22 protein-coding genes and 1 tRNA gene are annotated in these 23,507 nt (G+C 61.5%); 10 read left to right on the plus strand and 13 right to left on the minus strand.

Translation table 11 applies throughout. The features are described from left to right. Positions 1 to 8 precede the first annotated feature (8 nt). Both AC0NID_RS22070 and AC0NID_RS22075 read left to right on the plus strand, forming a co-directional pair. On the plus strand, positions 9 to 755 hold the full coding sequence (locus AC0NID_RS22070) for a 3-oxoacyl-ACP reductase family protein (RefSeq protein ID WP_473456305.1): 747 nt from the start codon (positions 9 to 11) through the stop codon (positions 753 to 755). A 212-nt stretch (positions 756 to 967) separates the two neighbouring features. After that, the gene (locus tag AC0NID_RS22075; RefSeq protein ID WP_473456304.1) at positions 968 to 2,878 is read left to right on the plus strand and encodes a L,D-transpeptidase family protein; all 1,911 of its coding nucleotides are present in this window, start codon (positions 968 to 970) and stop codon (positions 2,876 to 2,878) included. Positions 2,879 to 2,968: 90 nt separating this feature from the next. On the opposite strand, the gene AC0NID_RS22080 is transcribed toward AC0NID_RS22075, so the two are convergent. The 8 genes from AC0NID_RS22080 to AC0NID_RS22115 form a co-directional block, all read right to left on the minus strand. Then, complete coding sequence (locus AC0NID_RS22080; RefSeq protein ID WP_473456303.1) at positions 2,969 to 3,226, minus strand: PepSY domain-containing protein; 258 nt, start codon at positions 3,224 to 3,226, stop codon at positions 2,969 to 2,971. A gap of 95 nt (positions 3,227 to 3,321) precedes the next feature. Continuing rightward, a complete protein-coding gene (locus AC0NID_RS22085) occupies positions 3,322 to 4,392 on the minus strand; it encodes an ABC transporter ATP-binding protein (RefSeq protein WP_473456302.1) in 1,071 nt (356 codons plus the stop codon). Beyond that, positions 4,385 to 4,540 carry a hypothetical protein gene (locus AC0NID_RS22090; protein WP_473456301.1) on the minus strand — a complete coding sequence of 52 codons (156 nt, stop codon included), beginning with the start codon at positions 4,538 to 4,540 and terminating at the stop codon, positions 4,385 to 4,387. Before AC0NID_RS22090 ends, AC0NID_RS22085 begins: the two co-directional genes overlap by 8 nt. Before the next feature lie 15 nt (positions 4,541 to 4,555). Beyond that, positions 4,556 to 5,431, minus strand: coding sequence for a carbohydrate ABC transporter permease (locus tag AC0NID_RS22095; RefSeq protein WP_473456300.1), 876 nt, complete (start codon positions 5,429 to 5,431; stop codon positions 4,556 to 4,558). Between the two features lies 1 nt (position 5,432). After that, positions 5,433 to 6,500: a carbohydrate ABC transporter permease gene (locus AC0NID_RS22100; protein ID WP_473456299.1), complete on the minus strand. Its 1,068-nt coding sequence runs from the start codon at positions 6,498 to 6,500 to the stop codon at positions 5,433 to 5,435. 69 nt (positions 6,501 to 6,569) lie between these two features. Beyond that, positions 6,570 to 7,832 (minus strand): ABC transporter substrate-binding protein, encoded by a 1,263-nt coding sequence (locus AC0NID_RS22105; protein ID WP_473456298.1) that lies wholly within the window; start codon positions 7,830 to 7,832, stop codon positions 6,570 to 6,572. A 454-nt stretch (positions 7,833 to 8,286) separates the two neighbouring features. Then, a tRNA-Val gene (locus AC0NID_RS22110) sits at positions 8,287 to 8,361 on the minus strand. Between the two features lie 121 nt (positions 8,362 to 8,482). After that, positions 8,483 to 9,166 (minus strand): phosphoglycolate phosphatase, encoded by a 684-nt coding sequence (locus AC0NID_RS22115; RefSeq protein WP_473456297.1) that lies wholly within the window; start codon positions 9,164 to 9,166, stop codon positions 8,483 to 8,485. Positions 9,167 to 9,320: 154 nt separating this feature from the next. Here AC0NID_RS22115 and rpiA point away from each other — a divergent pair, with 154 nt between their 5' ends. The 3 genes from rpiA to gor all read left to right on the plus strand — a co-directional run bounded on the left by rpiA (position 9,321) and on the right by gor (position 12,143). After that, positions 9,321 to 10,052: a ribose-5-phosphate isomerase RpiA gene (gene rpiA / locus AC0NID_RS22120; protein ID WP_473456296.1), complete on the plus strand. Its 732-nt coding sequence runs from the start codon at positions 9,321 to 9,323 to the stop codon at positions 10,050 to 10,052. Then, positions 10,039 to 10,602 carry a DUF2059 domain-containing protein gene (locus AC0NID_RS22125; RefSeq protein ID WP_473456295.1) on the plus strand — a complete coding sequence of 188 codons (564 nt, stop codon included), beginning with the start codon at positions 10,039 to 10,041 and terminating at the stop codon, positions 10,600 to 10,602. Before rpiA ends, AC0NID_RS22125 begins: the two co-directional genes overlap by 14 nt. Before the next feature lie 152 nt (positions 10,603 to 10,754). Beyond that, positions 10,755 to 12,143 (plus strand): glutathione-disulfide reductase, encoded by a 1,389-nt coding sequence (gene gor / locus AC0NID_RS22130; protein WP_473456294.1) that lies wholly within the window; start codon positions 10,755 to 10,757, stop codon positions 12,141 to 12,143. Positions 12,144 to 12,454: 311 nt separating this feature from the next. Here gor and AC0NID_RS22135 read toward each other — a convergent pair whose 3' ends face one another. The 3 genes from AC0NID_RS22135 to AC0NID_RS22145 all read right to left on the minus strand — a co-directional run bounded on the left by AC0NID_RS22135 (position 12,455) and on the right by AC0NID_RS22145 (position 17,371). Next, a complete protein-coding gene (locus AC0NID_RS22135) occupies positions 12,455 to 14,341 on the minus strand; it encodes an ABC transporter ATP-binding protein/permease (protein WP_473456293.1) in 1,887 nt (628 codons plus the stop codon). Positions 14,342 to 14,830: 489 nt separating this feature from the next. Next, positions 14,831 to 15,511 (minus strand): DsbA family oxidoreductase, encoded by a 681-nt coding sequence (locus AC0NID_RS22140; protein WP_473456292.1) that lies wholly within the window; start codon positions 15,509 to 15,511, stop codon positions 14,831 to 14,833. A 39-nt stretch (positions 15,512 to 15,550) separates the two neighbouring features. Next, positions 15,551 to 17,371, minus strand: a complete 1,821-nt coding sequence (locus AC0NID_RS22145; protein WP_473456291.1) for an extracellular solute-binding protein — start codon at positions 17,369 to 17,371, stop codon at positions 15,551 to 15,553. Between the two features lie 232 nt (positions 17,372 to 17,603). Here AC0NID_RS22145 and AC0NID_RS22150 point away from each other — a divergent pair, with 232 nt between their 5' ends. Then, positions 17,604 to 18,233, plus strand: coding sequence for an invasion associated locus B family protein (locus AC0NID_RS22150; RefSeq protein ID WP_473456290.1), 630 nt, complete (start codon positions 17,604 to 17,606; stop codon positions 18,231 to 18,233). Positions 18,234 to 18,322: 89 nt separating this feature from the next. Here the strand turns inward: AC0NID_RS22150 and hspQ are convergent, their stop codons facing one another. Continuing rightward, the gene (hspQ, locus tag AC0NID_RS22155; protein ID WP_473456289.1) at positions 18,323 to 18,646 is read right to left on the minus strand and encodes a heat shock protein HspQ; all 324 of its coding nucleotides are present in this window, start codon (positions 18,644 to 18,646) and stop codon (positions 18,323 to 18,325) included. A 224-nt stretch (positions 18,647 to 18,870) separates the two neighbouring features. On the opposite strand from hspQ, the gene AC0NID_RS22160 reads away from it, so the two are divergent. Continuing rightward, entirely contained in the window at positions 18,871 to 19,833 is a 963-nt protein-coding gene (locus tag AC0NID_RS22160) for an AEC family transporter (protein WP_473456288.1), read from the plus strand. Here AC0NID_RS22160 and AC0NID_RS22165 read toward each other — a convergent pair. Then, positions 19,810 to 21,021 (minus strand): UbiH/UbiF family hydroxylase, encoded by a 1,212-nt coding sequence (locus AC0NID_RS22165; protein ID WP_473456287.1) that lies wholly within the window; start codon positions 21,019 to 21,021, stop codon positions 19,810 to 19,812. The two genes, AC0NID_RS22160 and AC0NID_RS22165, sit on opposite strands and share 24 nt — an antisense overlap. A 64-nt stretch (positions 21,022 to 21,085) precedes the next feature. Between AC0NID_RS22165 and AC0NID_RS22170 the strand changes: the two genes are divergently transcribed. The 3 genes from AC0NID_RS22170 to pcsA are packed head-to-tail and all read left to right on the plus strand — an operon-like array spanning position 21,086 to position 23,473. After that, positions 21,086 to 22,024, plus strand: a complete 939-nt coding sequence (locus tag AC0NID_RS22170) for a DUF2182 domain-containing protein (RefSeq protein ID WP_473456286.1) — start codon at positions 21,086 to 21,088, stop codon at positions 22,022 to 22,024. Positions 22,025 to 22,037: 13 nt separating this feature from the next. Further along, positions 22,038 to 22,652: a DUF1326 domain-containing protein gene (locus tag AC0NID_RS22175; protein WP_473456285.1), complete on the plus strand. Its 615-nt coding sequence runs from the start codon at positions 22,038 to 22,040 to the stop codon at positions 22,650 to 22,652. 59 nt (positions 22,653 to 22,711) lie between these two features. Beyond that, positions 22,712 to 23,473 carry a phosphatidylcholine synthase gene (gene pcsA, locus AC0NID_RS22180; protein ID WP_473456349.1) on the plus strand — a complete coding sequence of 254 codons (762 nt, stop codon included), beginning with the start codon at positions 22,712 to 22,714 and terminating at the stop codon, positions 23,471 to 23,473. The last annotated feature ends 34 nt before the right edge of the window (positions 23,474 to 23,507 follow it).

Consider the following 23,507-nt stretch of genomic DNA (forward strand, 5'->3'; position numbering starts at 1 on the left):
AGAACAAAATGTCATCCAAAGGCTTGAACGGCAAGGTGGCGCTCGTCACCGGCGGCAGCCGCGGCATCGGCGCGGCGATTGCGCGAAGGCTCGCGGCCGACGGCGCCCGTGTCGCGCTCACCTACGTGAACGGCGAGCAGAAGGCCCGCTCGGTCGTTAGGGAAATCGAGGCAGCCGGCGGTCGCGCCATCGCCATCAAGGCCGACAATCGCGACGCCGCCGCAATCCAGCAGGCGGTCAGCGAGGCGGTGAGGGCTTTCGGGCGACTCGACATCCTCGTTAACAGCGCCGGTATCTGGCGCGCCGCGCCGATCGACGCCTTGCCGCTCGCCGACTTCGATGAGACCATGGAGGTCAATGTCAGAGCCCCGTTCGTGGCCGCGAAGGCGGCAGTCGAGCATATGGGCGAGGGGGGCAGGATCATTTCGATCGGCAGCAATCTGGCGGAGCGTGTCACCGACACCAGCCTCAGCGCCTATTCGGCCAGCAAAGCGGCATTGGTTGGCTTGACCAAGGCATTGGCGCGCGACCTCGGTTCGCGCGGCATCACCGCCAACGTCGTTCATCCCGGGTCGACCGATACCGATATGAACCCGGCCAGCGGTCCGCACGCCGAGCACCAGCGACAGAAAATGGCGACGCCTCGCTTCGGCAAGGCTGAAGAGATTGCCGGCATGGTCGCCTGGCTGGCAGGTCCCGAAGGGCGCTTCGTGACAGGCGCCGCACTGACCATCGACGGCGGCGCCAACGCCTGATCCTTGCTCTGTTCCCGGAAACCGGAGCGAACCCAATTCGCTCCGGTTATCACTGTGTTGTGAAACTGTTCTGCAACAGACCCCCCGAAATTTATGGAAGCTTAACGAAATCAGTATGAATCGGTGTAGTCGCGTCTTACATCCGTCATGCGGTGGGCGAGACCGTCAAGCGATGCGCAACGGGAACCGGTTGCAGCCGGAACGGGTGATCCATGAAATTCCTCGGAAACAAAGCAACCGTGATGCCGCTTGCGGTGGTCACGGCAATGCTGGCCTTCGGCGTGCCGCAAGCGGACGCGCAAGGGCTTTTCGAGAGGCTTTTCGGTGGTGGCATCAGGCATACACCGCAAGGTGATTTCCCCCCGCCGCCTTCAAGGCAGCCGAGATACAAGCCAAATGCAAACACGCCGGCCGTTTCTCGCAGCGGCGGTGGTGGCGCCCAAATCAGCAGCCCGTCCTATCGCACCTACAAGAGCGATCCGCTCGTGCGCGTCGACTTCTCGACGCTGGCGGCAACGCCGGAGCCGGCGATGCCGCAGGATGCCGCCTTCCAGCCATCTTCCGCCACGGACGTTGCCTTCCGCGAAGCGATCGACGGGCTCGGTGACTACGAACTGTACGCCGAAAAAGACATCGCCAAGGCGCTCATTGCCTATTACTCGGCCAATTCGGATTTCATCTGGATAACGGAAACCGGCGCCAACAGCCGCGCGCAGGATGCGGTGCGGGTGCTTGGCGAGGCGGCGAGCTATGGCCTCACGCCCAGCGACTACACGGTAGAGGTGCCCGCCGCCGGTGCATCGACGAGCAACACAGATGCGCGGCTGAAAGAGCTCGCCCGCTTCGAGATGGCGCTGTCGGCGCGCGTCCTGCGCTACGTCCATGACGCTCAAAGCGGCCGCGTCGATCCCAATCGCATCACCGGCTATTACGATTTCCCGGCCAAGCCGCTCGATATGGAAGGCGTGCTGAAAACGCTGGCACGCACCCAGCAGGCGCGCACCTATCTCGAATCGCGGCATCCGCAGAACGTGGAGTATCAGGCGCTTCGCGTCGAACTGGAATCGCTTCAAGCCAGCGCCGAAGACGAAATCGTCGTCGACCCCAAGCTGTTGCTGAAGTCAGGGCAGACCAGCCAGGAACTGCCGAAGCTTCTGGCGAAGATCGCGCGCAACCTCGACGACGAGATGGGCGGCGCCTATGGCGAGATACTGTCCAGGCTCGCCACCAGCGAGGTCTACGATCCGGAGTTGGTACCGGTCATCAAGGCAGTGCAGAAGAAGGCGGGCATGAAGGGCGACGGCGTCATCGGCCCGCGCACCGTTGCGGCGCTGGTCGGAACGTCCAAGGTCGACAAGATCCGGAAAGTAAAAGTCGCGCTGGAAGAGTTGCGCTGGCTGCCATCCGATCTCGGCAGTCCGCGTGTTTTCATCAACCAGCCGGCCTTCACGGCGAGCTATATCGAAAATGGCGAGGAGAAGCTGAAGACCCGCGCCGTGATCGGCAAAATCACGAACCAGACTTCATTCTTCTACGATCAGGTGGAGCAGGTCGACTTCCATCCCTATTGGGGCGTGCCGCAGTCGATCCTCGTCAATGAGATGCTGCCCCGGCTGCGCAGGGATCCCGGCTATCTCGACCGCGCCGGTTACGAGGTGGTCAACGCGCGCGGCAAGCGCATTCCCTCTTCCTCGGTCAACTGGGGCGCCTATGGCGCGAAGATACCTTATGGCGTGCGCCAGCTGCCGAGCGAGGCCAACGCGCTGGGCGAACTGAAGATCCTCTTCCCCAACAAGCACGCAATCTACATGCATGACACGCCCCAGAAGTCGTTCTTCGAACGTGACATGCGGGCGCTCAGCCATGGCTGCGTTCGCCTGCAGGATCCGCGCGGCATGGCGGCCGCCGTGCTCGGCACCTCGGTCGACTACATCGCGGAGAAGCTGAAGCACGGACATTCGACCGAAAAGGTCGCGCGCACGATCCCGGTCTATGTCGCTTATTTCACCGCCTGGCCGGACATGTCCGGCAATGTCGAGTACTTCCATGACGTCTACGACCGCGACACGCGTCTGCAACAGGCGCTCGACAGCACGGAAGCAGTTCGCTCGCCGGCAAGCTGAGGACTCGGATTAGCGGCTCCGGTCACCGGCACCTTAGAGAAAAAGCTGCCAAGGATGAAGTCGCTCGCGCGGAACGCCGAGTGGAACGATCTATTTCGGCTCGGCTGTCACCGGATCGTAGGTGATTTCGACTTTCGCCTTGTCGGTCGTGTAGTAGGTGACGGTGTAGGCGCCGCTGTCCCAGTCGACCTCGTCGATGTAACGAAAGTCACTGCGCTGCTCGACCTTGGCGATGATTTCCGACAGTTTTTTGGCATTCTGGGGTGGCAGCGGTCGGTCATCCGCGGCAAATGCCGGTCCACCGAAAAGAAGAACTGCGACAGCTGTCGCCAAAACAAGTCTGGACATGGCTTTCCCTCACACTTCGACAAGTAGAACTCGCGGCTATACAGGTTTGTTCCGGGTTCTGGAACGCACATGGTTTCGGCGCAACCATCTGCAGATCACTCGTCCTCGGGGAAGAGATGGGCCAAGGCCGTGTCGAACATGAGTTCCAGAGCGTCCCCCAGTTCAAATATCTTGTCCTCATCGAAGGCCGCGATGAGCTCGCGATCGTCGCGAAGCATCAGGTCCACGACCGTTTCGCTGCCCAGCCGCTCGGCAAGTGCTACGGTGCCGTGCAGCATGCCCTTTCCGGACGGCGCCTCCCGCAGGTACTGCGGACGGACACCCAGGATGGCCTTGCCGCCTTTCCGGAAGGGGCGGCTTCTGGTCGCTACCCTGATCGGCTCCAGGGATTGGTTGCCGACCGTCGCCGTTTCGCCATCTAGGTCGAGGACGTCGACATTCAGGAAATTCATCGACGGAGCTCCTAGAAAGCCGGCTACGAACCTGTTGGCCGGCTCGTGATAGAGCTCCATCGGGGCTCCGATCTGCATGACTTCACCGTCCTTCAGGACGACGATCCTGTCAGCCAGTGTCATCGCCTCGACCTGGTCGTGGGTGACATAGATCATTGTTGTGCCCAGCTGCCTGCGCAGCCGGCCGATTTCCATGCGCATATCCATGCGCAGGGCTGCGTCGAGATTGGAGAGCGGCTCGTCGAACAGGAATACGGCCGGTTTCCGGGTGATCGCGCGCCCGATAGCGACTCGCTGGCGCTGGCCGCCCGAAAGCTGGCTTGGGCGGCGGTCTAGCAAATGCTCCATTTGCAGGATGCGTGCGGCCTCGGCGACCTTCTGCTCCTTTTCCTGCTTGGAAGCGCCCGCAATGGTAAGACCGAACGCCATATTCTCGCGCACGGTCATGTGCGGAAAGATGGCATAGCTCTGGAACACCATCGCCACACCGCGTTCCTTGGGTTGGAGCTCGTTGACCACCCGGCCTCCGATCTCGAGGATGCCTTCGGTTATGTCCTCGAGCCCGGCGATCATGCGCAGCAAGGTGGACTTCCCGCAGCCTGACGGTCCGATAAAGACGACGAACTCGCCATCGCCGATGTGGATGTCGACTCCTTTGACGACGTCGACGCGACCATAGGATTTCTTGACGCCTTTGAACGAGACCTCAGCCATGAGCGGTGGCTCCCGTTTCCCGGTTCATGTGCCGCAATTCGGGATCACCGATCGATTTACCGGTCTTGAGGACATGGCCGTGCCGGCACTTGCCGTCATGAACATGCCAGCTGTCGCAGATCCGCTCGTCTTTGAGTACGGGAACCATTCGCCTTCCTTGTATTCAGCCCTTCACGCCGGTTGAGGCGATCGACGCGATGAAAGCGCGCTGCAGGAAGAGATAGAAGATCAGCACCGGGACGGTGATAAGGGTGAGATAAGCCATGACCTCGCCCCAAGCGACGTTCAGTTGAAAGAAGTAGCCGAGGCCGACCATGACCGGGCGGTGGTTTTCCTGTTGCACCACGATGAGCGGCCAGAGATATTGGTTGTACATGACGAGGAATTTCAGGATGGCGGCGGTCGCCAGAACCGGCCCCGAGAGCGGCATGACGACACGGTAATAGACCTGCCACCAGCTCGCGCCCTCGACCCGGCTTGCCTCGATCAGCTCGCCCGGCAGCCCTTTGAAATACTGCACGAACAGGAAGATCGTCAGCCCGTCGGCGATCCAGGGAATGATCTGCACCCGGTAGGTGTTGAGCCAGCCCCATTCCAGCCCGTTGAGCCCAATCCAGGGCAGTTTCGAGACCAGGAGCAGGAGCGGGATAGCGATGCTCTCGAAAGGAATGATCAGCGTGGCGATGACGATCGAGAGCATCACGTCGCGCCCCTTCCACCGCAGGAAAGTGAAGGAGAACGCGGCCAGCGAACAGATGAGCAGCGAGAGAACGACGGTCACCCCGGTGACCAGAACCGAGTTGAAGACGAACAGGCCGACCGGCGCCCGCTGGAACGCCCCGAAATAATTGTCGAGGCTGATATCCCCCACTGGCAGGAAGGCACGCAGGCTGGAAGTGTCGGCGAGGAGCTGACTGTCGGGCTTGAAGCTCGAATTGATCATGAACACGAGTGGAAAGATGAAGATCAGCGCGATCAGGCACAGCACCAAATAGCGGACGAAGAGCCTCAGGCCGTAATTGTCGGGATTGATGACCATCTTAACGCTCCCGTGTCAGCCAGCGCTGGATGAGTGAGATAGCCAGCACGATCGCGAACAGGATGACCGAGATGGTCGAGCCGCCCGAGATGTCCTGCTTGCCGTAGCCGCGCTCGACCGCCTGGAAGACGAGCGTCTGGGTGCTGTCGCGCGGACCGCCATTGGTCATCACGTCGATCTGGGCGAAGAGCGCGAAGCCCTGCATGGTGATCACGATGAGGACAAGCACGGCGGTGTTGCGCAGGCCGGGCCAGGTGACATATCGGAAGGTCTGCCATTTCGAAGCCCCTTCGATCGCGGCGGCCTCGTAGAGGGTGGGGCTGATCGTCTGCAATCCGGCCAGCCAGATGACCATGTGGAAGCCGACCGCCTGCCAGATCGACATGGCCATGATCGCAGGCAGCGCGGTCGAGGGATTGCCCAGCCAGTCGACGGGCTGGAAGAGGCCGAAGGTGAGGCCGTGGAGGATGCTGTTCAACAGCCCGTTCTGGCCGTCATAGATGAACCGCCAGAGGAGCGAGACCACGACGATGGAGACCACCACCGGCATGAAGTAGATGGTCCGGAATACGTTGATGCCCCTGAGCTTCTGGTTGATGAGCAAAGCGAGCACCAGCGCGAGGCCGGCCTGCATAGGCGCCACGACCAGGACGAACAGGAAGGTGTTCACCAGCGCCTTCATGAACACAACGTCGCTGGCGATGACGACCCTGACGTTCTCGCCGGACTGCCAGCGGAACCACTCGCGCATGCCGCGATACTGGGGATAGTCGTCGCTGCGGGTGATCTTACGCAGGCGCGGATACTGGATTTCACCGGCCTCGTTTCGAACCACTTCGCCAGCATCGTCGCGCTCTGGCTCGAGGGTCACCACCGCAAGGCCCAGGAGCTGCTGGTAGTTCTCCAACCCGACGAACTGGGTGGGGTTTGGCGATAGCAGCCGCTGATTTGTCAAGGAGAGGCCGATCGCAAAGAAGAACGGCAGGATGACGAATATGACGATCAGTGCGAAGCCCGGCAGGGCGAATGTCCAGCCCGTCCGGTTCGACAGGGTTAGTTTCGACGCCATTTGCGATATCCGCCTACGAAGCCAGAAAGCGTGGAGTCTGCGGTTGGCGCGTACCCCAGTGCGATAGAACTAGCGGTGACCGTAGCCGTCGTTGTTTTCGATATCGGCGTCGATCTCGTCGACCGCCGCGTCGAGCGTATCGGCCACGTCGGCACCGTTGGCGATGTCGGCCACGGCCTTGGTGAAGACCTTGGACTGGACCACGTAGCCCGGGGTGACCGGGCGCACCAGAGCTTGTGCCTTGGAGAGGTCGAAGAACATCGCGAGCGTGCCGCCATCCTTGTAGTTCTTTGTCATCTGTGCCGCCGAGGGCGTGGGCGGGATCAGGCCGATGCCGTCGGAGAAGGCAGCCAGGTATTTGTCCTGCGTGGCGAACTTGATGAACTCGGCAGCACCTTCCGGATGCTTGGACTTGGCCGAGACGCCGAACTGCCAGGAGCCCGCACCGATCTTGCTGCCCGCGCCGAAGTCGGGGGCTGGAAGGAAGACAACATCGTCCACGGCTTCCATCGTCTCCACCGCGCGCCAGTTGCCATTCCACTGGAACGCGAACTTGCCGTCGATGAAGCCGGTCTGCTGATCGGCCGGGTCCTCACTGGTGCCAGGCGCATAGCCTCCGGTGAACAGCGACTGCCACCACTCGCCAAAGGCCTGCGCAGCCTCGCCATTCAGCGCGCCTTCCGCAGTCTTGTAGGTCGAACGGTCGACAATGTCCCCGCCAAAACTCTGCAGGAACGGCGAGAAGGCATAGGAATACCACTCGGCCTGGTCGTTCATACCGAGGTCGAGGGCATATTTATACTTGGCCGAGGCCTTGGCGGCATCGAGCGCGGCCATGAATTCCTCCCTTGACCAGGGCTTGTCGAGGGTCGGAGTGCGCAGACCCAGTTCCTTCAGCGTCGACTGGCGCGCAAAAAGCGCCACCGCCGCGTCCCACAGACCGATCGAATAGAGCTTGCCGTCCCACACACCTTTGGTGCCGGGCAGGAAGTCGGCGAACTCGCTTTCGTCGATCGGCAGCGGTTGCAGATAGCCGGCCCAGGCCCAGTTGGGCATGATGGGCCCATCCACATCCAAGATGTCGGGCAGGTTGCCCGCCAAGGCCGCAGCCGCGATGGAATCGTTGTAGGTCTTCTCGGGAAAGCTCTCGATGCTCACCGTCCAGTCGGACTGGCTGGTGTTGAAGTCGGAGATGATCTGGTTGAGGATTTTCGACTCCACCTCGTTGCCGGCGCCGTGATACCACATGGTCAACTTTGTCTGCGCCATCGCGGGCACGCACAGGCAGGTCGACGCGATCACCACACCGGCGAGGTGGTTTGTCAGTTTCATTGGTTGTTCCTCCCTTTTGACGTAAGGACGCTGACGAATTCAAGTCAGCCCCGAGTGCCGCCATGACACCGGCGTCCTGGTTCCGGGCCGACCACTGCGGCCCTTGATGAGGTCCAGCAATGTTTGCGGAAGCCGGAAGCATTTGCAACCGGGCTGTCTCATCCAGCGTTTCGGAGCAGAAGGTCGGTGGCGATTTCCTCTCGTCAATTCCCGGGTAACACTACGGAGATAGAAGCTCACCTAGGACGATTTCATCGTCCGTCAACTTTCTCCCCAGGGCCAGGCTCGGTGCGGCCTGAGCGGCGCACAGGGGATAGACACGCTTGTGATGTGTACCTGATCGCTTGACGCATCGCATGAACGATCGGTCGGTCAACCTGGCGATGAGGCGGCAGAAGTTCGAGGCCCAGGCGACCGGGAAGCGGATTTGTGGATCTGTTCCGGGAGCGGATAATGGTGGGCGATGCAGGGATTGAACCTGCGACCCCACCCGTGTGAAGGGTGTGCTCTCCCGCTGAGCTAATCGCCCGCTCGTTGCCCGAAGGCCAAGCGCGCCGCGATATAAGGGAGGCCGGCCGGGTAAGTCAAGGCGATGTCCTGGCGTTCCGACGAAGACCGGATTTAAGTCCGCCGGGGCGGGTCGCCGTCGCTCAGGGCCCCGCAGCGGCAATCAGACGTTCGGCCAGACCAAGCGTCAGCGCATCGAAATGCGAGATCACCGCCGACGGTTCGAATTCGCGCACATGGCGGTCGGTGTAGCCGAAATCGACCGCCACCACGGGAATGCCGGCAGCCTTGGCCGTATCGATGTCGGTCTGCGAATCACCCACCATCAGCGCGCGGCGCGGATCGCCGCCGGCCAGCGCGATGGTTTCGGTCAGGTGGCGCGGGTCGGGCTTGCGGAACGCAAACGTGTCCTGACCGCAAATCGCAGCGAAATGTTTCGCCAGGCCGAGCGCCTCGATCAGCGCCAGCGAGTTGGCTTCGTATTTGTTCGTGCAGACAGCCAAGAGATAACCGGCTGCCTCGAATCGGGCGATGGTCTCGACGACCCCGGGGTAGGGGCGCGATTTGCCCGGGATGTTGTCGGTGTAATGATCGAGAAACAGTTTCAGCAACCGGTCGTGTTCCTCGACGGCCAGCGATCTCTGCTGCGCGGCATGCGCGCGCTCGATCATCACCCGCCCGCCATGGCCGACGAAGCGCCTGAAGCCGACCTCGTCGACGGCTGCGAGTTCGCTGGCGGCAAGGCTGTGGTTGAGGCTGTCGAGCAGGTCCGGCGCCGTGTCGATCAGCGTCCCGTCGAGGTCGAACACGATGATCGGTCGGGTCATGGCCTATCCTGTGGCGATTGCGTCGTTGGCAGGCGATAGACGCTGCGATCCATTCAGGCAAGCAGTGGTTGGTCGGTCCACAGGCAAGGTCCTTGACCGGACTGGCAAAAATGCTAGGAGCGCCAAAACAGATTTGGGGGGCGCGATACAAAGCATGGATGCGAGGCAACTGAAGGTCGAGGCGGCACGGGCAGCGCTTGCCCATGTGAGTGACGGCATGCGGCTTGGCATCGGCACCGGCTCGACGGCCGAGGAATTCGTGCGGCTGCTCGCCGAAAAGGTCGCCGCCGGCCTCACCATTGTCGGCGTGCCGACCTCGGAGCGCACCGCTGTCCTTTGCGACGAACTCGGCGTGCCGCTGTCGACGCTGGAGGAAACGCCCGAACTCGATCTTACCATCGACGGCGCCGACGAGATCGATAAGGCGCTGACATTGATCAAGGGCGGCGGCGGCGCGCTGCTGCGCGAAAAGATCGTGGCGGCAGCTTCCGCCCGCATGATCGTCATTGCCGACCACTCGAAGATGGTCGAGACGCTCGGCCGTTTTCCGCTGCCCATAGAGGTCAACCGGTTCGGCTTGCGTGCCACGGAAATCGCGGTCGCCGCGGCGGCCGGAAGGCTCGGTCTTGCCGGTCCCGTCACATTGAGGATGACGGGGAGCCAGCCTTTTGTTACAGACGGCGGCCATTTTATCCTCGATGCATCTTTTGGCCGCATTCCGGATACAAGAGCGCTTTCGAATGCTCTCCATGCCATTCCAGGCGTGGTCGAGCATGGTCTTTTCATCGGGCTGGCATCAGTGGCCATCATCGCCGGCAGCGACGGCATCCAAACCGTCCATGCCGCCCGAAAACCAGGGAGTTCTATCGATCATGACGTTGCATAACCGGGTTCGCCGTCTTTCTGCCATTCTGGCAGCTTCAGCCGTCTTTGCGTTTTCATCGCCGGCGTTCTCGCAGGACGTCACCGACGGGCATCTGAAGGCGGCTCGCGCCGCGGTTGCGGCGATCCACGCGACGGACCCGTTCGACAACATCCTGCCGCAGGCCGCCGCCGCGCTTCAGCAGCAGCTTATCCAGAAGAACCCGGACATGCAGGAACTGATCGGCAGGACCATCAGCGAAAAGGCGCTGGCGCTGGCCTCGCGCCGTGCCGATCTCGAGAAGGAAGCAGCCATGGCCTATGCCAAGGTGTTTTCCGAAAAAGAGCTTACCGACATCGCCGCTTTCTACAATTCCGATTCCGGCAAGAAGCTGCTCGACAGCGGCCCGGCCGTGACGCGTGAATTGGTCAAGGCCGCCGACATCTGGCAGAACGGCGTCGCCCGCGATCTCGCACAGCAGGTCGGCGAAACGCTGGCCGCGGCAGCGAAGGCCGCGGCACCGGCGGCACCGGCGAATGCCACTGGCACGCAGCCGGAAGCACCGAAGAACTGAGCATATTTTCCAGGCGGCGTTGTCGCTGCTGGATCGGAAAGCCCGGCCTCCGTTGCGCGTCTGACAGCATGCGCGGCGTTGTCGCCCGGGCTTTTCTTTTGGTGGTTTGCAGCCTACCTGTCTCGGACGCTTGAAGGGCAAGGAGCCGCACCATGGCCGGTTACGACTACGATCTTTTCGTCATCGGCGGCGGCTCCGGCGGGGTGAGGGCGGCGCGCGTGGCGGCGGCGCTCGGCAAGCGCGTCGGCATTGCCGAGGAATACCGCTATGGCGGCACCTGCGTCATTCGCGGGTGCGTGCCGAAGAAACTCTATGTCTATGCCTCGCAGTTCCCCGAACACTTTGCCGACGCCGCCGGCTATGGCTGGACCGTGCCGCAGGCGAGCTTCGACTGGCAGACATTGGTTGCCAACAAGGATCGCGAGATCAGCCGGCTGGAAGCCATCTACAAGAAGAATGTCCAAGGCGCCGGCGGCGAGACGTTTCAGTCACGCGCCATGCTGGTCGATCCGCATGTGGTGCATCTTCTCGGCGAGGACCGCACCGTCACGGCCGACCAGATTCTCATCGCTACCGGTGGCCGCCCAGCGCCGCACCCGGCTCTGCCCGGTCACGAATATTGCATCTTTTCAAATGAAGCCTTCGACCTCCAGGAATTGCCGAAGGCGATCATGATCGAGGGCGGCGGCTATATCGCCGTCGAATTCGCCAACATCTTTCACGGCCTCGGCGTCGACACCACGCTGGTCTATCGCGGCAAGGAGATACTTTCCCGCTTCGATATGGATCTGCGGCGCATGCTGCACGAGACGATGGAGAAGAAGGGGATAAGAATTCTCTGTCATGCCGTGTCCGAATGGATCAGGAAGCGGCCGGACGGACGGCTCGACGCGCTCCTCACCGGCGGCAAGGTGCTGACGGTCGACCAGGTCATGCTTGCGATCGGCCGCCTTCCCAATACCGAAAACATGGGTCTTGAGGGCGTTGGCATCGAGATGACCCAGACCGGCGCCATCAATGTTGATCATTATTCGCGCACCAACATCGACAATATCTGGGCGATCGGCGACGTCACCAACCGTGTGCAGTTGACGCCGGTGGCGATCCACGAGGCGATGTGTTTCGTCGAGACCGCCTTCAAGGGCAACCCGACCGCGCCCGACCATGATACGATCGCCACCGCCGTCTTTTCACAACCCGAAATCGGTACGGTTGGCTTGTCGGAGGACGAGGCCGTCAAGCGTTTTTCCGATCTCGAGATCTACCGCGCCACCTTCCGGCCGATGCGGCACACGCTGTCCGGCCGCGACGAAAGGATGCTGATCAAGCTGGTGGTCGACGGTGCCTCGAAAAAGGTGCTCGGCGCCCATATCCTCGGGCCGGATGCCGGCGAGATGGCGCAGCTTCTCGGCATTCCGCTGAAGGCCGAGCTGACCAAGGATGATTTCGACCGTACGATGGCCGTGCACCCGACCGCCGCGGAAGAACTCGTCACCATGTACAAGCCGACCTACCGGGTGAAGGACGGCGAGCGCGTCTGAGGTTCCGCCCGTATCGTCACCAACGGAACATTCCTTGCATGCGACCAATGGTGCGCGCTGCTCGACCGCACTTTTGCTGGCGCCTCGATCAGGTCGTCGACCGGGTTGTCGAGGAGGGCGCAACGTTGGCGCCTTTGTCCTGGTTGCCCGGCGCGAACGGCCTCGACGTTGCGCGACGCGATCTATGGCCCGGCTGGGCTGACCTGTACCCTCCTGCCGGTCGCCTCTCGCGCAGGATCACCAGCGACACTGCAAAACAGATCACCGGTCCGGGCGAGACGCGACGGTGGACTGCGATTGTTGTGTCGCCGCTATTTCTGCCTCATGCGGCGGGGGAAACGCAGCCATCTTTCCTCGACCGGCCTGGGATGCGCGAGGATGGTGGTGAGCTCGACCGGCAGGCTCGGCGCCAGCGGCTTTTTGGTCGCGACGCCGTCCGCGATCGTAACGATGCTGTGGTAGAATTCTGCGCCTGAAAGCGATCTTGGCGGCACGGCCTCGTGCATGATCGAGATCACCGTGACGTCTGGACAATTGTCCTTGATCGCCTGATGGAAGGCTATCTTCCCTTCGGGATCGAGCGCGCCGGTCGCTTCGTCGAGGAACAGCAGCCCCGGCTGCTGCAGCACGATGCGGGCGACAACCAGCTTCTGTTTCTGGCCACCCGAAAGCACCTGGTCCCAGCTCATTCCCTCGCGACTTTCATCGGCCATGTGTTCGATGAAATCGCCAAGGCCGGCTCTGTGCAGAGCCGATGCCACCTGCGTGTCGGTGTGATCGCGCTCCGAGCCGGGAAGGCAGACCAGTTGCTTGAGCGAAACCTGCTGCAGCTTGACCTCCTGGGCTGCATAGAAACTTTCGACCCCTTCCGGGAAGACGATGGTTCCGCGGCCATAGGGCCATAAGCCGTTGATCGCCTTGATCAGCGATGTCTTGCCGCAGCCCGATTCGCCCTTGAGGAACGTCCATTCGCCGCGCCGGAAGCGCAAGTTCGCGGCGCTCAGGAAGGGCGCTGCATCCTCGCCCTGATGCGTCAGCTCCAGCTTCTGTATGGTCAAGCCGAAAACCGGGTTCTGGCGATCGTATCGGAAATCGGAGCAGCCGGTGAGGCTGTAGAATTCCTGCGGGCGCTGGACGTTTTCGATCGCGTTGGCGAGTTCGGTCACGCGCTGGCTGTTGGCCCGCAGCGCCGCGATGGAGGGCATGACATGGATGAACCACGAACATTGATTGATCAGCGAGTTGACCATCTCGGAGCCGGTTATGTAGCCCTTGAGATCGAATCCATTGTGGATGTAGGGCACAAGCCCCGGCCCGTAGGCGACAATGCGGGCACCGATGAAATTGTAGACCAGTTCGAAAGAACGGTAGCCGGTGTTGACGATGTTCAGCCGCGCCCAGGTGTGGTCGATATCGACATACAGCCGGCCGTGCATCGTCTTTTGCACATTCTCGCCCTGCGAGGCGGCGACGTGGAAACTGCGGCGCAGGAACGTGGTCAGCTCGCCGCGATAACTGCCTTCGGACTGCTGCATCTTGATGTTAAGCCGCTCCAGCAATCCGCCGAGCTTCACCGCGATCCAGGTGTTCAGCGGAACGTATGTGGCGACCGCCAGGAACGCCAGGACCGCGCTGCCATAACTGCCGAGGAACTCCAGCCCTTTCACTTCCGCCGAGCTTTCAAGCAGTTTCTGGCCGACGAAGTAGATCGACGTGGCGACAGCCATGACTCCCATGGCGAGGCCGATGGCTCCGCCAGTCATGTCCTTGATCGATTCCTGGACGCGCTGGTCGATGTTGTCGGGAGCGGCGGTGCCGGACGAACCATGCTGGGCATGGAAATGCGTATGATTGGTGTCGAGCAGCGCTTCGTTGAAACGGCTATCCAGCCAGCCGCGCCATTTGCGATGCAGCGTCGCGGAAACAAAGGTGCGGATGCCGGTAAAGCCTGCGTCCTTGAGCACGACCAGAAGAACGAGCATGCCGGCGTTGGTGAGCAGTGATGCGAGCGGCGTGGTGTTCGCGGCATCGTGGTAAAAGGCGATCGAGTTGACCAGCTCTCCGGATGCTTCGGCGAACCAGACGCCGGCTTTGCTGGAGAGCGCGGTAAACAGTGCGATGACCAGCGTCAGCGCCCAGGCCTCGACCCAGCGGTCCGAGAACCAGTAGGCCCGCATCAGTCCCCAGAAGTTGCGCATCGGGGAAACCGGTGTCAGGAGCGGAGGCCTTGCGGCACCGCGGAGCCATTTTTCCGATATTGAATGTCGCCCTGGTCTGCCGACCCGAATCACTATCCCGCCCAAACCTCGTTTTGTTTTGTTACAGAGAGTAACACCAATTGATCATTTTCCATTATCTTTTCTTGGGCCGCGAGGGATTGGCTCGCTCGCCGTTGCCGTCAAGCAACAGAACTTGGTGGCCGCAATGTCATGCGGCGTCATTCCGGAAGGGACATTATCTAATAATTTCAGGTAATTGCCAGTTTACCCTATGTGAGAGCCGGCACCTTCCCCAAGGGAAGCTCTTCACACAGTTTTGTGAAGGCAGGAGCGTGATCGATCGGCCAACTCTGTACTGCGAAAGATGTATGCGCGCAAAAACGTGCGGTCTTCCGCGCATCCTTGTTGCCATATTGACCTGGTGGCGGTGGGAAAAGTGATCGAAAACGGCGTTGGCCGAGGCGCTATTCAGTTCGCCTTCTCCAACTCGCCCCGCGCCTTGGCCGCGGCAACCTGGCGAATGGCGTCGGTCAGCGTACCGGCGTCCTGCGCGCCCATCACCGCATACTTGCCTTCAAGCAGGAAGCACGGCACGCCTGTGATACCCATGCGCGAAGCGGTGGCGATTTCGGTGCGCACCGCCTCGACGTCGGCGTCTGTCGGCAAAAGCGTCTCGACCACGGATGCATCCATGCCGGCCTCACGGGCGGCTTTGATCAACACGACGTGATCGCCAAGATTGGCGCCTTCCTCGAAATTCAACTGGAACAGACGCCGCACCAGCCGATTCTGCACGACCTCGCCAGCAGCACCGGCCCAGCGGATGACGCGGTGCGCGTCCAGCGTGTTGGGCGCGACCTTGATGGCGGCAAACGCGAAGTTGATCCCCTCGGCTTCACCCAGGGGCTCGATGCGGGCGTGGATTTCGCGGATGCGTTCATCGCTGCCGAACTTGGCCACCATGTATTCGCGGCGATCCTTGCCTTCGGGCGGGATGGTCGGGTCAAGCTGGAACGGCCGCCAGCGTACGTGCACGTCGACACCGCCTGCCGCGGCAATCGCCTTGTCGAGCCGCTTCTGGCCGATGAAGCACCACGGGCAGACGACATCGGACACGACATCGACGGTGATGGAGTTCAACGCGCTCATCTTCGTCTCCAATGCTGACGCGGACCTTCGGTTCGGGTCTTAGTCCGCCTTGCGCCACCATGTCGGCAGTCGATAGCCTGATATGGGCGTCTTTTTCGGATGTTCCAGAAAGTTCCAGTAGGCAAGCCATTGCTGCGTGTTGTGCTGCATCGGGACCATGTAGTTGCCGGAGATCAGCAACCTGTCTAGAACCCGGACGGCGGCAACATAGTCCTCGCGGCTGCGGGCCTCGAGCATCGCCTCGAGTGCGGCATCCACCGCCGGATCGGCGACGCCGGCGAGATTGAATGACCCTTCGGCATTGGCGGCAGCGGATCCCCAACGCCCGAGTTGCTCGATGCCGGGCGACAGCGAGTTCTCGAAACCGCTGGCGCCGATCAGCACCTCGAAATCGAAACGTTGCTTGCGCGACTGGATCTGGTCGCCGTCAAGGCTGCGGATGGTGACTTCGATGCCGATCTTTCCCAGCGTGCGCTGGTAGATGGCGGCAAGGCGCTCCTCGTTCTGCGAGGCGATCAGGATCTCGAAGCCGAAGGGTTTCCCCCCGGGATCGAGCATCGCTCCGTCTTGCAAGGTATAGCCGGCGCCCTTCAATATATCGAAGGCGGCCTTCAGCACCTTGCGGTCCTGGCCCGAACCGTCGGCAACGGGTGGCCGCCAGGTGCCGTTCATGACATCGACCGGCACACGGCCGGGGTAGGGGGCCAGAAGCGCCTTTTCCCTGTCGTCGGCCGGATGGCCGAGCGCGGAAAGCTCGGAATTCTGCCAATAGCTCATGGTGCGCACGTACTTGCCGCCAAACAGGTTCTTGTTGGCCCATTCGAAGTCGTAGAGCATGCCGAGCGCGCGTCGAACGACCGGATTGGAGAACTTCTGCAGCCGTGTGTTGAACAGGAATCCCGTCACCACCGGCGGAATGCCGGTCTCGAAAGTTTCGGCGATCACATCGCCCTTGTGGAAGGCCGGGAAGTCGAGATCGCGCTCGCGCTTGACCGGATCGCCGCCGTCATCGATGGCGCAGATGCCTTTCTTGAAAGCTTCCAGCTTGGCGTTGGCATTGAGGAAATATTCGATGGTGATCTGGTCGTAATTGTCGAAACCGCGCTTGGCGGGAACGTCCTTGCCCCAATAATTTGGGTTGCGCTTGAACACGATGCGCTGGCCGGGCGCCACTTGCGCCACGGTGTAAGGCCCACTGCCGATCACGGGTTTCAGCGTGGTCCTGTCGAAGGTCTCCTTGTCGAAAGCGTGCTTCGGCACGATCGGCGTCAGCGCGATAATCAACGGAGTCTCGCGGTTGGCGTTCTCATTGAATGTGAAGCGCACGCTGCGGTCGCCGGTTTTTTCGAGTTTGGCGACCATGCGCATTCGATCGCTGTAGGGCGGCCGGCCTTTGTCGGTAAAGACGTCGTAAGTGAACAGCACGTCTTCCACAGTCACCGGTTGGCCATCCGACCATCTGGCCCTCGGATCGAGATGGAACTCGATGCTCTTGCGCTCCGGGTCCATGTCGGCAGTGTCTGCAAGCAGGCCGTAAAGACTGAAGGCCTCATCGTCGTTGCGCTGCATCAACGGCTCGAAGACGAGATTGCCGAAGATCTTGTCAATCACGCCGCGCGCGGTCGTGCGCAGGCTTTTCAGGATGAACGGATTGAGATTGTCGAAGCTGCCGACGACGCAGTAGGTGATGCGGCCGCCCTTGGGCGCATCGGGATTGACGTAGTTGAAATGCGTATAGTCGGCCGGCAGCGCCGGCTCGCCCTGCATGGCGATCGCGTGTTTCGGCTCCGACAGAGCTGGCTGGGGCAGAAGGGTGACGAACGAGATCGCGGTGATCAGCCAAACAAGAACGCGGCTCATGACCGTCTCCTTACTGGGTCGGCTTTGATGATTCGGAGCGAACCCTAACACGAGCCAGCTGCCTGCCGGCCAATCGTGAATTCAAGAATTGCGAGTATCGGGCTGGATTCGGCACCGCTTGCAGTGTAACACGCCGTCCGAGTCATTCTGTTGCCTCATTTTGGCAACAGGTAGCAGGACCACACGGCGCGAAGAAGCCGGGTCCGGGATCATTTGAGAGGAAGTGCACGACATGACGAGCCTGAACAGCAACGCGTACCGCCTTTCGGTCATGGCCGCTGGCGTGGTCGGCTTTCTGGGTGCACAACTTCCCGCTGCTCTTGCGCAGCAGCAACAGCAGATTCCGCAGGGCTGGTTCAAGGCCTGCACCAAGCAGGAAGACGTCGACATCTGCAACGTCCAGAACATCACGACTGCCGGCAACGGCCAGCTCGTCACCGGCGTCAGCCTGATCGAATTGAAGGGCAAGGTGAACCGCAAGGTGTTCCAGGTGACGGTTCCGACCGGCCGTCTGGTCCCTCCCGGCATCGGCCTTCAGATCGACGGCGGCAAGGCGCAGAAGCTCGATTATGTTATCTGCTTTCCCGACCGGTGCGTGGCGGAAGTGCCGCTGACCGACCAACTCGTCAATTCCTTCAAGAAGGGCTCGAACCTGACGCTGACCTCGGTCAATTTCCAGAACCAGCCGAACCCGATCAAGATCGCGCTGACCGGCTTCAGCGGCGCCTTCGACGGTCCTCCGCTGCAGCAGTCCGACATCGAGGATCGGCAGAAGAAGCTTCAGGATTTCGTTGCCAAGAACAATCAGGACTTCGCCAAGAAGCTCAAGGAAGAGCAGGACAAGGCGAAGGTCGCCAACTGATCGCCCCATGGGGCCAAACGAGACATTTCAAGCCTAGGAAAAAGCGGGGTCATGCCCCGCTTTTTCGTTTCGGCGGCCATCCCGCAAGGTCAGTGTCTTGATTGGCGTTTCGGCTCGTAGCGTCCGTCCGGTCTTTTGTCGAACATCTCGCCGATCTGCGGATGCCGCACCGGTTCGCCAGACTGATCCTCGAGCAGGTTCTGCTCCGACACGTAAGCGATGTATTCGGTTTCCGAATTCTCGGCGAGCAGATGGTAGAAAGGCTGGTCCTTGCGCGGGCGCGCCTCCGAGGGGATCGCCTCGTACCATTCGTCCGAGTTGGCGAATTGCGGGTCGACGTCAAAAATGATGCCGCGGAATGGAAACAGCCGGTGGCGAACAACCTGTCCGATCGAGAATTTCGCTGTTTTCATCGTACTCACCACTTAAGTCCAAGAGTGCCGCGCGTCCTTGGAATGCGCAAAAGACGCTCTAAGACGTTGAATCTACACATTGCGCTACAAAAAATCGAGCCCGACTTTAGGGCTGATGCATAAGCTCTATTGGGGCAGACGCCGCATCAATCCAATGCCGAAGCGCTTGACGCCCCATCACGCTACGGGCTAGCCCGCGCCCGAGAGTTCCGCGCTAGCATAAAATGTCAGACATCATCGGTCTTGTTCTTCCGTTCTTCGGATTGATTTTCATGGGTTTCCTGGTGGCGCGCATCACCAGGCAGCCGCTGGAAGCGCTCGGCTGGATGAACACCTTCATCGTCTATGTCGCGCTCCCTGCGTTATTCTTCCAACTGCTCGCAAAGACGCCGTTCGAGCGACTTACGGAATGGAGCTTCATCCTCGGGTCGGTGGTGTCGACCTACACGATCTTTTCGCTGATGTTTGCATGGTCGGTGCTGACCTCGCGCGGCGAGATCGCGCAATCGACCATCAAGGCGCTCGCCTCCGCTTATGGCAATATCGGCTATATGGGACCGGGGCTTGCGCTGCTGGCGTTCGGCGACGACGCGGCGGTGCCCGTGGCTCTGATCTTCTGTTTCGAAAACATCATCCATTTCGCCGTCGCGCCGATGATGATGGCGCTTTCCGGGGACGACAAGACATCGCCGTTGCAGCTCGTTGTGGGCGTTCTCAGGAAGATCGTGCTGCACCCGTTCATCATTGCGACCGCCTTGGGCGTGGCTGCCGCCTATATCAGCTTTCGCCCGCCCGAACCGGTCGAGCGCTTCCTCGAATATCTTTCCGGCGCCGCGGCTCCCTGCGCTCTGTTCGCCATGGGTGTCACCCTGGCGCTCAGGCCACTCAATCGCATCCCGCACGAGTTGGCGGTGATCGCCGCACTGAAGCTGATCCTGCACCCGTTGCTGTGCTATGTCGTGCTGAGTTGGGTCGGCGATTTTTCCGAGACCTGGCTGTTTTCGGCGGTGCTGCTGGCGGCATTGCCGACCGCAACCAATGTCTTCGTCATCGCCCAGCAATATGGCGTCTGGGTGCAACGTGCCTCAGCCAGCGTGCTGATCACCACTTGCCTCTCGGTCATGACGGTGACCGGGCTGCTCTACATGATCCGTCAGGGCGTGCTACCCCCGGACCTGTTTCCTTAAGCCGCCGGCAAGCGCCGCAAAACCACTGCCGGGCCGCATCCCCTCGCGCATGAAAAAGGCGCGAAGCGGCGCGAAGCCGCCGAGCACGCCGAGGCCGACGCTGCGCGCCATCTGTGCCGGCAGCATGTCCGAGAGCAGCGACTTGTTGAGCAGATTGACCGCGCTGCTGCGTGCCAGAATGTCGGGCCGCCGCCTGAAATCATATGCTGCGAGCGCCTTGGCGGCGCCTGGATCTTCCCTGTTTTTGCAAGAAATTCCAATCAGATCGTCGATATCCCTGATACCAAGGTTGAGACCTTGCGCGCCAATCGGCGGAAACACGTGGGCGGCTTCGCCGACAAGCGCCACCCGATTTCGCGCGAAGCAGAGGGGCGTCACGGCCGAAAGCGGATAGATCTGCCGGCCGGCCTCCACGGACACGCGGCCCAGCATCGATTGCATCCGCTGCTCGATCCGCTTCGAAAGCGTGGCATCGTCCAGTGCGGCGAGCTCTCTCGCGGTTTCCGGTTCGACCACCCAGACAAGACTGGACCGGTTGCCGGGCAGGGGGACCTGGGTGAACGGGCCGGTCTCGGTGTGGAATTCGGTCGAGGTGAAGGCATGGTCGCTGCGGTGGCCGAAATTGAGAACCAATGCCGCCTGCGGGTAGGATCGGGCGGATGTCGAGATGCCGGCAGCCTCGCGGGCCGGCGACAGACGCCCGTCGGCAGCGACCGCCAGCGATGCTGCGATCTCACTGCCGTCAGACAGGACGGCATGGGCATGATCGGCGTCGAGGCGCCAGGTCTCTACCATCGACTTCCGCCATTCGACGCCGGGATGCGCTGCAACGACCCCGGCAAGCGCGGGGTTGAGCGCGCCGTTGGGCAAATTCAGCCCGAACTGCTCCTCGCCGATTTCACTGGCGCGAAAAATGACCACCGGGCTGCGGATCAGCCGGCTGGTTGCATCGACGATGCGCATCACCTTCAGCGGTGCTGCCTGGGGTCTCACCGCGTCGAGGACGCCCAAGCGCTCGAGGAGATTCAGGGCAGGGTTCATCAAGGCCGTCGTGCGGCCGTCCTGGCCATTTGCCTCAGGGCCGACGAGCGTCACGGGAAAGCCGGCATCCGCGAAGCCAAGTGCTGCGATCAGTCCCGCCGGGCCGCTGCCGGCAACCAGTATCCGTACTGTCTCACGATGATCCAAAATTCGGCTTCCCGATTGCGAGGCGAGGCGGTCGGTCCGACCTGGTGAGGATATAGGCCCGATCATGCGGCTTGATCAACGCGGCGATTCGGCCCATTCGATTGCCATGACCGGCCAACACCACGATTTCAGCCATCTCGACCGTGCCGGCCGCGCCGCGGCAAGCGTCTCGCGCAATCCTCGACTGACGGTCAACATCGTTTTGGGCGCAGGTGTCCTCCTGGCATGGCTGCTTCTTGGCGCCATGGCGATACGTGGCGCCGGGAGTCGGGGGCCGGGCATCGATGCACCCGGCGACACGATGCTTAGATCCTTGCCGCAGCTCCCCCTGCCGGACCTTCTCGAGCGCTTCTTCACCCTTTGTCTTGCACCCGCGCCGCTCGACGGCGGCGTCGGCGCGCAGGCCGGGGCGCTTATTGTCATGTGGTTCCTGATGGCGGTCGCCACCATGCTCCCCTCGGCGGCGCCGATGATGCGCACCTATTGCGAGATCGCCGATACCGCGCGGATCAAGAGCGAACCCGTCGTCCATCCGCTGGTCCTGGCCGCCGGTTACCTCAGCATGTGGTTGGCTGCGTCGGCGGTGTTTGCGGCGCTGACGCTCCTCGTCCACGCCTTCGCCTCATCTGTGCAGATGCTCGACCCGGTGATCGGAGCGACCGGCGCGGCCGCGCTTTTGAATGCCGGCCTCTACCAGTTCAGCGGCCTGAAGGAAGCCTGTCTGACAAAATGCAAGAACCCGTTCTCGATCCTGTTTTCGAACTGGAGCGCGAGGCCAGCCCGCATTTTCAAGCTCGGCATGGAGCAGGGTATGTGGTGCCTCGGCTGCTGCTGGGCGCTGATGCTGGTGATGTTCGCGGTCGGTGTGATGAACGTGTTCTGGATGGCGCTGATCGGCCTGTTCACCTTGATCGAAAAACAGACGGCGGGCAGGCTGCCAACCCGGATCGCCGGTGTGATACTGCTTGTCTGGGCAACCGCCCTGCTAGTAGTCTCGGCATGAGGGGAGGAATTCCATGGCAGATCAAGGCTGGGCAATGAAGGGAGAGCTGGTACTCTCCTGCAATTGCACGGTTTTTTGCCCTTGCGTGTTGTCTCTCGGCAATCATCCGCCGACCGAGGGCTATTGCCAGACCTGGGCGGGGTTCCGCGTCGATGCCGGCCATTTCGGCGAGGTCGACCTGTCCGGACTCAATCTTGGGCTGGTCATGGAAATCCCTGGCTATATGAGCCGTGGCAACTGGACCGCCGGCCTGTTCATCGACAAGCGCGCCTCAGTCTATGCGGTAAAGGCGCTGACCAGGATTTTCACCGGCAAGGCTGGCGGAACCACCTCGCTGCTCTCCATCCTGGTCGGAAAATTCCTTGGCGTCGAGCAAGCGCCGATCACCTATGAGACGCGTGACCGGACGCGGATTTTCCAGATACCGAAGATCATCGACGGTGCGGTAACGCCGGTTCCCGGCAAGGACCGCGACAAGGACACGATCATCAGCAATTCGGAGTACTGGATCGCACCGGAAATCATCGTCGCCAGGTCCGACAAGAGCAAGATGCGGGCTTTCGGCCGCAACTGGAACTTTGCCGGCCGCTCTGCCGAGATCTGCAAGCTGGACTGGCGGGGCCCGTGAACAAGAAGGGACCCGCGAGCAAGAAGACGACGGCCAGGAAAATCGCCGACCGGATTCCGATGCCGAAGAAGAAAGTCACGTGGCCGCAGGCGCGAGCGTTTTCAGTCCATCTGCTGACAGCGTCGGGCTCGTTCCTCGCATTCCTGTCGCTGGTGGCGGCAAGTGAGGGGCGCTGGACGGCAATGTTCTGGTGGCTGGGACTGGCGCTGTTCGTCGACGGCATCGACGGACCGATCGCCAGAAAGCTCGAGGTCAAGGAAATCCTGCCGACATGGTCGGGCGAACTCCTCGACAACATCATCGACTACGTGACCTACGTGCTGATCCCGGCCTTCGCGCTTTACCAGCGCGGCTTCATGGGCGAGGGCCTGTCGTTCCTGTCAGCGGCGATCATCGTCGTGTCGAGCGCGATCTACTATGCCGACACCGGCATGAAGACCAAGGAGAATTTCTTCAAAGGGTTCCCGGTGGTCTGGAACATGGTGGTGTTCACGCTGTTCGTCATCGATCCGGGACAATGGGTTTCCTTCGCCGTGGTCGTGGTAGCCGGCATCCTGACCTTCGTGCCGATTTATTTCATCCATCCGGTGCGGGTAGTGCGGCTGCGCTCGATCAACCTCGGCATGACGCTGCTTTGGTGCGCTTTCGGCGCGCTGGCCCTGGCGCAGGCAGCTCTTGCCGCTTTCTACGACCAGATCGGCGTCCTGGGCGAGCAGGTGAGTGTGTTCACCAAGATCGGCATCACGGTCACCGGGGTTTACCTCGCTTGCATCGGCGGTATCATGCAGCTCTTTCCAACGCTCGGCGCCAGGAAAGCCTGATCCCAACAGACGCAATCCCGAGAGAACCTGCTCA

Source organism: Mesorhizobium sp. WSM4821 (genome assembly GCF_055901555.1).